Here is a 9,574-nt window from a genome sequence, read left to right as displayed (position 1 = left end):
GCCCTGAGCGCCTCTTTCGAGGCTTTGCGCGTCACCTCTGCCGCGACGTCGGTCCTGATGGCCTGGATGACATCCTTGGTCACCTTGTTGTCCCAATGCTCGGCAATTTTCCTTGCTTCCCAATCGGCGATCATCTGCTGGTCCTCGCTCTTGCGCTGATCCAGAGCGTCCTGCGAGATGTCGTTGTCCCAGACTTCCTCTCGCGAGCCGCGATAGGAACCGGGCAGCTTTGCCTCGAAACGCCCTTCGAACTCGCTGGGGCCTTTCAGCGCCTTCTTGTCATTGATGATCCCCCAGCCGAAAACCTCGTCGACGCCGGCCTCGCCAAGGTCAGTGGAGGTCGTTTTGAGGATTTCGTTGACCTCGCCATTGGCTAAGTAGGGATAGCGTTGCTTCACTATAGCGAAACTGCCGGTGGCGAATGGGCCGGCCATCGAAGTACCGTCGTACTTGTCATAGGCCGGGTGCAGGCGGTCGTCATTGACGCTGTCGCCCAGCTTGAGGCCGGTGATATCGCCTGCTGGAATGCTGCTGTTGATCTGGGTTCCCGGTGCGGCGACGCAATAATACTTCGTGTAGCCGCAAATGCTGGAAAAGTCGCTTTCCGAATAGCCTTGCGGATTTTTCGCGTCCGCGACCACGCTCATCGTGGTCAGCCAGTGTTTTTCGATGTCGGGCAGGAAGCTGGCAAGCCCCGTCAGTGCGTCCGGCTCCAGGCCGTGGTCGTTGCCGGCCGAGAATTGGACGACGATGCCGCTGCGCGCCGCTTTGATGGCGCCGGCATAGGCGCCGCCATCGGGCTTGCCGAGGATCCCCTTGATCTCCTGGAACTGCGAAAACGCCTGAGCATAGGACCACGGCGGCTGCACCTCGCCGATGCCCCAGCTGTCGGTGATGATGTCGACACCGGCACCGATCATCGCCTGCCAAGCCGCGCCATAGATGGCGCCGTCAAGGCTCGTCACTTGACCATCGCCGGGTCCCTCATCAACGTCGCTCGCAGAGAAAAGGTCGGCGCCGAATGCCGCACCCATCGTGCCAGCGCCGTCCCTGTTGGCACCAGCAATGCCCGCCACATGGGTCCCGTGCGTGGAAATACCCTCAGCCTCGTCATCGTCGATGACGTACTGCCTGCCGTCGGCGACGAATGGATCACCGGCTTTAACTCGAATGGAAGGGTTCGAACAAATGCGCGTGCCTAACGTCGGTAGAAAGGTCAGCCGGCCGGTAAACTCTGGATGCGCCGCCCAGACCGGCTCGTCGATGATGCCGATTTTGACGCCCTTGCCGGTGAAGCCCAACGCATACGCGGCATCTGCGTTGATGGCTCCGAGCCCCACATTTCCATTGAATTCGGCGTCATGACTCCAACTCGCGCGCGCCGCTTTCAAGTCGCCAGTCGTGCTCCCGTCAGCACGAACATAGGGCTGCGCCTCACTTCCCGTCGAAGCCGCGGCCAGCAGCGCCGCCGTCAGCACGCTCCTTTGCAGATGCTTGCGAAAGGTGGAGAGTGAGCGCGGATGCGCCTGGCTGTTGGTGCGAAGTACGTAAGACGTCATTGAACAAGTCCTCTTGCAAGTCGAGCCCTTCTCCACTTTCGGCCGCCGTCGACGCGAAGAAGTCCGCACCGCGTTGAAGACAAGCGCTGCGAATAAGGAGAAAGATGTTGTTTGATTGGGTGCGGCCCCGCCGGCCCTTCAGATTGAGATCACGATGCGGCTGAAGCTCCTCGCGTCGAATCTGCTGGAAAGCTTCCAGGAAAGGAGAGCATCGCTCATCTCGTGCTTGTGCATGCAGTCAACCTTCAATCCGTGTTGCCGCATCTCAATTTGCAAAGGCCGTGCCAAAGCTCACTGGGCAGTAAGCGCATGGCTCTCCCCTGAAAACCTCCACAATCCCAGCATGGTCGATTGTGCGGAACCCGACATGTCGTCTTTCTGCCACTGTCAGCTTTCGGACAGGCATGACGCGTTTCGCGCCGCCCACCCAAGCCCGTGAGCGCGCTCGGCAAGGACGCCCCAGGCGGCTTGAACTTGCCGACCATCAGGCCGCATCTCTGCGCCACATCGGTGATCGCGAAGCGATCGATCCGATTGCCAGTTGCTGATGCAAGACGTTCCTCCCAGTCTTGCGAACGACCGTTTTGAGCCGGGCCCGCAGCCTCGAAGCAGCACCGGGCAAGCCGCTTTCGCCGGCTCGCCATGTCGGGCGAGGACGGCAAGGTCGCCAGCGGCAATGGTGACGCCTTTGCCAAAGCGAGCGTCTTGGCTTCTTCGACCATTGCGCCACCAGGACAACGCCAATTCAAGCCTCGCCGATGTCGGCGGCAAGCTTGTGCGCCCCGCAATGTCGCTGCGAAGGTTCAGGCGCAAAAGAACATCATCGCGACATCCTTTCGGGCGAGAATTGCCGCCACGAGCTCGAAACTTGGCTGCCGCGCCGGATGGAATTGCGCACCGCCGGTCGATGGAGGAGGGGCCGGTATGTTCGTCTCATAAGAGTGCGTCACGTTGCGTGGCGGCTTCCCGATCGCCGCCGCTCGACACTGGACCCGCAGGTAGCGCGGGCTTTTCATCCAGCCATGCCTTGGCCCCATCGCGCATCAAAGTCCCGCCGGCGAGCCCTGCTTTCATCGATCGCACGACGCCGGATGTGCGCCCGACCCTCTGGCACGATCTCGATCCGGCATATGGGCGCAGCATCAGTTGCGGGCCATCTCATTCCCGGCCTCCTGCCTGGCTGACAGCGAGCGCGTTCGGCGAGGAGTCTCCATGCTCTCTCCAAGGACCATCCCTGCGGCTGGCTTGTCGACCTATGGGCGGATCCGGCCCGCCCGAAACCCTCGCCGTCAGCTTTTTTCCCCGCCGCCTGTGGCGGCTTCCTCGCGCCGCTTCGCTGCAAAAAAGTTGCCCGCTCGGGTCCTGCGCTGCCGCTGCGGCCCTGTCGGGTTCAGGCGGTCCGGACGCGCCCATCACGGTCCGCCATCGCAGGGGATGGTCCTCGGCGACAGCAAAAAGGAGACTTCGAAATGACCGCAATCGGTTACGTCAACCGCCAGGAAAACGGCGGCTACAAGGGCCAGCTCAGGACGCTCAGCGTCCGCGCCGACATCGATATCGTTCCCAATAAGGCCAAGGGCGCCGACAACCATCCCGACTTCCGGGTGCTGACGCAAGGGGTCGAAGTCGGCGCCGGCTGGATCCGCACCGGCGAAACTTCCGGCAAGGACTATGTGAGCCTGTCGATTGCAGCACCCGAGTTCGGACCGCGCAAGCTCTACGCCAATCTCGGCCGCGCCGCCGGCCAGGACGATGATGACACCTACGCCATCATCTGGAACCCGGTCGACTGATCGACCCCACCTCGGGCCTCGCGCCGCAGCCGGCGCGAGGCCCATTCCCAGCAACGCCGTCGAAACCGGTTCGCCCGAAAGGGCGGCGAAAACTCTCTCCCGACTCTTCGCCCGTCCCCTGGACGATCTCGCTCGCCCATTGTCAGCCGTCGCTTGTCCGAAGCGAAACGAGGATCACCATGGACGACGAAAACGAACGCGCGGCCCGCGCGAAAAAGGGCAGCCCGTTTCTCAACACAGCCCAAGCCGCCTTCTATATCGGGCTCTCCCAGCGCACCCTTGAAAAGATGCGGCTCAAGGGCGGCGGCCCGCAATTCCGCAAGCACGGCCGCTATGTCCGCTATCACATCGACGAACTCGACCACTGGTCGAAAGGACACCCGCAGCACTCCACTGCCGGGGACGGCGAGGCCGGTTTCGGCCAGTCCGGCAAGGGAGGCCGTCCATGAGCCGGCGCCCTTCCATCCAACTGATCGGTAGCCGCCTGCGGCGTGTTCGAGCCCGCAAGACGATCGCCTTAGCCGCGCTGGGTCTCGGCCTTTTGGGCTTCACGGCGCTCGCAAAACCCACCCCTTGGCTGGTCTGGAATGCCTCGGCCAGCGCCCCCATCGGCCTTTATCGCATCGCTGCGGGAGCGCTGGCGCGTGGCGATCTCGTGCTCGTGCGCCCGCCTGAATACGTGGCGTATCTCGCCGCCGAGCGCGGCTATCTGCCTCGCAATGTGCCGCTGGCAAAACGCCTTGCAGCGCTGCCGGACGACCATGTCTGCGCCTTCAATGACGCCATCATCATCGGCGGCGACATCGTCGCGCGCCGGCTCAAAATCGACGCCAAAGGCCGACCTTTGCCATGGTGGAACGGCTGCCGAGCGCTTGGCCATAACGAGGTTTTCGTGCTCGGCAGCGAGAAAAGCCGCTCCTTCGACAGCCGCTATTTCGGGCCTGTTCCCACCCAAAATCTCATCGGGAGGCTCGTGCCGCTATGGACCGAGTGATCCTCCTGCTGTTCGGCATGATCGCCATTGCGCCATGCGCCTGTTCCGCCTCGACCGGCGCTGAGCCGGTCGCCATCTCCTCCCAAAGTCCGCAGCTTCAAAAGTGGCAGGCGTTCGTATCGGAAGCGAGCAGGCGCTTCCGTATTCCCCAGACCTGGATCTACGCCGTCATGGCTGCCGAAAGCAGCGGCAAGACGATGCACAACGGCCGCCCCATCACCTCCCGCGCCGGCGCCATGGGCCTCATGCAGGTAATGCCCGGCACCTATGAGGAGATGCGGGTCGAACACGGCCTTGGCCCTAATCCGCACGATCCGCGCGACAATATCCTGGCCGGCACCGCTTATCTCAGCGCCATGTTTGATCGCTTCGGATTTCCCGGCCTGTTTGGCGCCTACAACGCCGGTCCCGAGCGCTACGACGAGCATTTGAAGCGTGGCAAACCGCTGCCAAAAGAAACGGTCGAGTACCTCACCCAACTCACGGGGGCCGGAGTTTCGGCGGCCGACATCGAGAAATTCAAAGGCAAATCTGTCGCTCGAAAGGCGCAAAGTGCTCCCTCCGGACGGTCGCTGTTCTTCGTCCACGATGGCGTTCGCGCCGGCGCGCGAAACGCCGATCTCTTCGTGCCGCTCGGTAGGAACGGCGCGGAGCCGAAGGAGCCGGTGCGCTAGCAATGGGCGGACGGGGGCGCGCCCGGAGGAGAGGCAGAGAGGCAGGGCGCGTAAGGCAAGATAAAGGCACCGCCTCCAGCAGGCAGTTAAGTTCCTGTCTGCACATCGTTTTTCCAGGAGGCTGCCGCCGGTGCCAAGAGGGTTTGACGCGTAAGGCTTTGTTTTGCTGCCACTTTCTGGGAGGCTGGCATGAGGGATGACGAGTTCAGGCCGAAGCTGGGCAAGATCGGGTCGCGCGGCTCGAAGGCAGGCAAACGCTATGCCGGTCAGGTCCGGGCAGCGGTCAACCGAGCCGGCGGCCAGCCCCAGTCGGGCGGTCGCTTCACGGGCAGCCGGGCAGGGCGCGGCGGGGCGGCTGCGGCGCTGCTGAAATCACGCGACAGGTACGCCGCCTTCCAGCAGCGGCGGGTGATCGTCAAGGCCCGCATCGTCAAGCTGGCCGGCAAGGGCCAGGCCGGGGCGCGTGCGCACCTGCGCTACATCCAGCGCGATGGCGTCACCCAGGAAGGTGCGCCTGGCGTGCTCTATAGCGCCGAAAGTGACCGCGTCGACGGCAAGGATTTTGTCCATCGCGCGGATGGCGACCGGCATCAGTTCCGCTTCATCGTCGCTGCAGAAGACGGCATCGAGTATGAAGACCTGAAGCCGCTGACGCGTCGGCTGATGACGCAGATGCAGGAAGACCTCGGCACGAAGCTCGACTGGGTCGCGGTTGATCATTTCAACACCGGCCACCCGCACAGCCACATCATCGTCCGAGGCAGGGACGGCCGTGGCGAGAACCTGGTCATCGCGCGCGAATATATCTCATCTGGCATCCGCGAGCGGGCGGCCGAGTTGGTCAGCCTCGATCTCGGTCCGCGAACCGACCGCGAGATTGAGCTTCGCCTGCGCCGGGAAATGGAGCAGGAACGCTTCACCAGCATCGACCGTCGGCTGCTCAGCATGCGTGATGATGACGGCCTGGTCTCGCCGGACGGTCCCGACGCCATTCGCCAGACGCTGCACCAGGGACGGCTGCGCAAGCTCGAGCGGATGGGTCTGGCCGCGGAGGTCGGCGCTGGCTCCTGGCGCCTCGACGATGAGCTTGAAGCCACGCTGCGCCGCACCGGCGAACGCGGCGACATCATCAAGACCATGCACCGCGAACTGACCGGCAAAGGGCTCGTCCGCAGTGCCGCCGACTGGGTGATCCACGATCGATCCGGCGAGCCGGTCCAATCTCTCGTCGGCCGCGTCGTCGCGCGTGGACTGGCCGACGAAATCAACGACCGCCATTATCTGATCGTCGACGCGGTCGACGGCAAGAGCCACTGGATCGACATCGGCAGAGGCGAGGCAACAGAACCGACGCCCGACGGCTGCCTCGTGCATGTCACGCCGAGGAACACCGAGCCGAGGCAGGCCGATCGTACCGTCGCCGAAATCGCCGCCGCGCACGGCGGCCGCTACAACGTCGATATCCACCTGAAGCACGATCCATCCGCCACCGAGAGCTTTGCGCGAACGCATGTGCGGCGGCTGGAGGCGATCCGCCGCGCGACCGGCGGCGTCGAGCGAGAGCCGAACGGCACCTGGCTCATCGCGCCGGACCATCTCGATCGCGTCGCGAATTATGAGGGCCAGCGGGCCAGGGCCGAGCCTGTCGTTGTCGACAAGCTCTCCTCAATGGCGCTGGAGCGACAGGTCAGCTTCGACGGCGCCACCTGGCTCGACCGGGAGCTGGTTGCCGATAGACCCGAGCCTTTGCACGGATCCGGCTTCGGCCGCGACGTGAGAGAGGCGCAAGCTCGCCGGCGGCAGTGGCTGATCGCGCAAGGCCTCGCGTATGAAGAACAGGATCGGATCGTCTATCGAGCCAACATGCTTTCGATCCTGCGCCAGCGAGAACTGAACCGCGTTGCTGGCCAACTGTCGGAGGAACTTGGCCTGCCCTATGCCGAAGCGCGATCCGGAGGACGAGTAGAGGGTACGCTCCGCCGCTCCGTCGAGCTTGCCAGCGGAAAATATGCCGTCGTTGAAAAGTCGCGCGAGTTCACGCTGGTGCCATGGCGGCCGGTGCTTGAGCGCCATGTGGGCAAGGAGGTCTCCGGTGTCGTGAGTGGGGAGGGGGAGATTTCATGGACCGTCGGCCGGCAAAGGAGCGGACCTGGTGTTTCGTGAGATGGTGTACAGCTTTTTAGCCAGCGGCGCGGGCAGCCATGCGAGCCCGCGTAGGACCTTATGGCCGCACGCCCGCAATCGGTCGCATGGACCTGCCAGGCGGGGCGGCTTTGGAGCGTTCGGGCCCGACACGCTGCGTGAGTGGCCAGACTTCGAGCGCTCGAAGATGCGGACTGTTGTCTGCTGGCCGGCGTTATTCCGGCTGGCCCATAATCACGGCGCAACAGTTCACCGCTGAAGTTGCCACGGGCGAACATCGACAAGAGAAAAAACACCATTGCGCGATACAAATCGCCGTTGAAAGCGTTTAGGTTGCATGCGCTTCGCCGAGTAACGGATACCCCAGAAGAGAGCCATGACCACGGCCCGCTATATCGTGACGCTGCTTAAAAGCCACATTGCCGGCGACGAGGATCGTTTCCTCTCTATCGCGATGCAGCTTGCTGCGCATGAGGCACGTCAAGGCCATGGCAAGCTTGCTCAGGAGCTCAAGGATCTGGTCGACGCAGCCAAGAGCAGGGACGCCCGGATTGCCAAGAGCAGTCGGCCGGTTCCCCTTTTTCAGCCGAAGGGCGAGCTCGCAGGGCTCCTGCATGCGCGCTATCCGGACCTGCGACTGACCGACATGATTTTGCCGGACAGTCTGCGCTCGCGCCTGCACCGCGTGCTGGGAGAGCAGCGCCAACAAGCAAGCTTGCGCGAGCACGGGCTTGTTCCCCGTCGCAAACTGCTTCTGGTCGGCCCGCCAGGATCAGGCAAGACGACGACCGCCTCGGCATTGGCCGGGGAGCTTCATCTGCCCCTTTTCACGATCGTCCTCGATGGTTTGATCACCAAGTTCATGGGAGAGACTGCCGGAAAGCTACGGCTTGTTTTTGATGCAATGCAGGCGACGCGGGGCGTCTACTTCTTTGACGAATTCGATGCCATCGGCGCGCGTCGAGGCGAACGCCAGGATGTTGGCGAGATTCGGCGCGTGCTGAATTCGTTTCTGCAGTTTCTCGAGCAAGACGACAGCCACAGCCTGATTATTGCGGCAACGAATCATCCCGAGCTGCTCGACAGAGCTTTGTTCCGCCGTTTCGACGATGTCATCGAATACGCCGTGCCCGATCGGCCGATTATCGAGGCGCTGCTTCGGGCTCGACTCGACCGCTTCGACACCAGAGGGCTTGCCTGGAACGAGGCGATCTCTCAGGCAGAGAGACTGTCGCAGGCCGAGATCACCCGCGCGGCCGACGACGCTGCAAAAACCATCATATTGCGGGGCGGGAAGCGGATCACCTCGGAAGCGCTCATCGACGCTCTAAAGGAACGCCGGCAGGCTTCGCTGTCTGAGTAGCGACAGCACAGATCATAATGGCAGACGATTTTCCGCGCGACCGCGCCCATATCCACCTTCGCAACAACGGCATTCGGGAAGCCTATCGGCGGCCCAACCAACTTATACATGCACCGCCGCGCCGGCGCGTGATCGGGCGTCGCATGCTGCGGCCTTGACGCAATCCATCGAACAAGCGGTCGAAAGTGCACGCCAGCAGATTGCGGCGCGTGACCTCCAGCTGTCGGTCGGCACGCCTGGCTTTTACCTCGAGATCGATCTGCCCATGTCCGGACGGGCGGCCCTCGACCAGCTGGCCGATCGTCGCCAGCACATGGAGCTGGTCGCCGTCCACGAGCCAACTCAACCCGGTGCTCCCATCACAGCGTCGGTGTTCCTGCCGCAAAGCGCGCAAACCTATTATTTGCGGAAAGTCGAGGCGTATCGAGACGTTGACACTGACCGCGGCAGACCGCGCAACGAGCCGCTCGTCTCCCGCATGGAGACAGTCAGGCTGGCGACTGCACGATCGTTGTTTACCGACCACGACGACCTCTTCCCCCAGGCCGCTGACGAGCAGGTGTGGTGGGAAGTCTGGCTGCGCGACGGTCGCCGCGAGAACTTCGAGCACATTGCCGAAGCCCTGAACATCACTTTGCGCACGCATGCGGTCAGGTTTCCGGAGCGGGTGGTCATGCTGGCACTCGCCAGCACGGCAATGCTCGACCGCATGATTGCGCACAGCGATGTCGTCGCCGAGCTGCGGCGCGCGAAGGATACGCCGTCCTTCTTCATGGGCCTTGGCGGCGCGGAGTACAATATGCAGGCCAATTCCACGCCAAACGACGATCGAACTGGCATTTCCGCGCTCGTCGGATTTGGCGCGCAGGCGCGCGGCGCATCCGGCAGGCTGCTGCCGGAGATCTGGATGCAGGACGGCGTAAAGCGGGTCGAACAGGCGCTGGCGCGTCTCCTCTGCGCGGAAGACGACGGTGAGACCGAGCTGATGGCGGCGATGCGCTACGCCACCTTGCATGGCGGAAAGCGCACCCGCGCCTTGCTCTGTCTGG

8 protein-coding genes and 1 pseudogene are annotated in these 9,574 nt (G+C 63.3%); 7 read left to right on the top strand and 2 right to left on the bottom strand.

Annotation, left to right across the window (positions count from 1 at the left end):
• Positions 1–1,559: S8 family peptidase (locus EOA85_RS18720; protein WP_164759738.1), on the bottom strand; the 1,559-nt coding region annotated here is incomplete at its 3' end.
• Positions 1,560–3,028: 1,469 nt separating this feature from the next.
• On the opposite strand from EOA85_RS18720, the gene EOA85_RS18715 reads away from it, so the two are divergent.
• From EOA85_RS18715 to EOA85_RS18690, 6 genes are all read left to right on the top strand, one after another.
• Entirely contained in the window at positions 3,029–3,352 is a 324-nt protein-coding gene (locus tag EOA85_RS18715) for a DUF736 domain-containing protein (RefSeq protein ID WP_127210718.1), read from the top strand.
• A 179-nt stretch (positions 3,353–3,531) separates the two neighbouring features.
• Positions 3,532–3,801 carry a helix-turn-helix domain-containing protein gene (locus EOA85_RS18710; protein WP_127210717.1) on the top strand — a complete coding sequence of 90 codons (270 nt, stop codon included), beginning with the start codon at positions 3,532–3,534 and terminating at the stop codon, positions 3,799–3,801.
• A complete protein-coding gene (locus tag EOA85_RS18705) occupies positions 3,798–4,346 on the top strand; it encodes a S26 family signal peptidase (protein WP_127210716.1) in 549 nt (182 codons plus the stop codon). The genes EOA85_RS18710 and EOA85_RS18705 overlap by 4 nt, the downstream gene beginning before the upstream one ends.
• Positions 4,334–5,020 carry a transglycosylase SLT domain-containing protein gene (locus EOA85_RS18700; RefSeq protein ID WP_127210715.1) on the top strand — a complete coding sequence of 229 codons (687 nt, stop codon included), beginning with the start codon at positions 4,334–4,336 and terminating at the stop codon, positions 5,018–5,020. The genes EOA85_RS18705 and EOA85_RS18700 overlap by 13 nt, the downstream gene beginning before the upstream one ends.
• A gap of 189 nt (positions 5,021–5,209) precedes the next feature.
• The gene (gene rlxS, locus EOA85_RS18695) at positions 5,210–7,183 is read left to right on the top strand and encodes a relaxase/mobilization nuclease RlxS (protein ID WP_127210714.1); all 1,974 of its coding nucleotides are present in this window, start codon (positions 5,210–5,212) and stop codon (positions 7,181–7,183) included.
• A 355-nt stretch (positions 7,184–7,538) separates the two neighbouring features.
• Complete coding sequence (locus EOA85_RS18690) at positions 7,539–8,525, top strand: ATP-binding protein (RefSeq protein ID WP_127210713.1); 987 nt, start codon at positions 7,539–7,541, stop codon at positions 8,523–8,525.
• Positions 8,526–8,607: 82 nt separating this feature from the next.
• Here the strand turns inward: EOA85_RS18690 and EOA85_RS39085 are convergent, their stop codons facing one another.
• Complete coding sequence (locus EOA85_RS39085) at positions 8,608–8,859, bottom strand: hypothetical protein (protein WP_245485866.1); 252 nt, start codon at positions 8,857–8,859, stop codon at positions 8,608–8,610.
• Between EOA85_RS39085 and EOA85_RS39080 the strand changes: the two are divergent.
• Positions 8,839–9,574, top strand: a pseudogene (locus EOA85_RS39080) (hypothetical protein); the annotation flags it as partial. The gene EOA85_RS39085 and the pseudogene EOA85_RS39080 overlap by 21 nt on opposite strands.

It is taken from the genome of Mesorhizobium sp. M5C.F.Ca.IN.020.29.1.1 (assembly GCF_003997375.1).
Lineage (GTDB): Bacteria > Pseudomonadota > Alphaproteobacteria > Rhizobiales > Rhizobiaceae > Mesorhizobium > Mesorhizobium wenxiniae.
The sequence above is the reverse complement of the archived record's forward strand: the minus strand, read 5'-3'. Positions and strand labels throughout refer to the sequence as shown.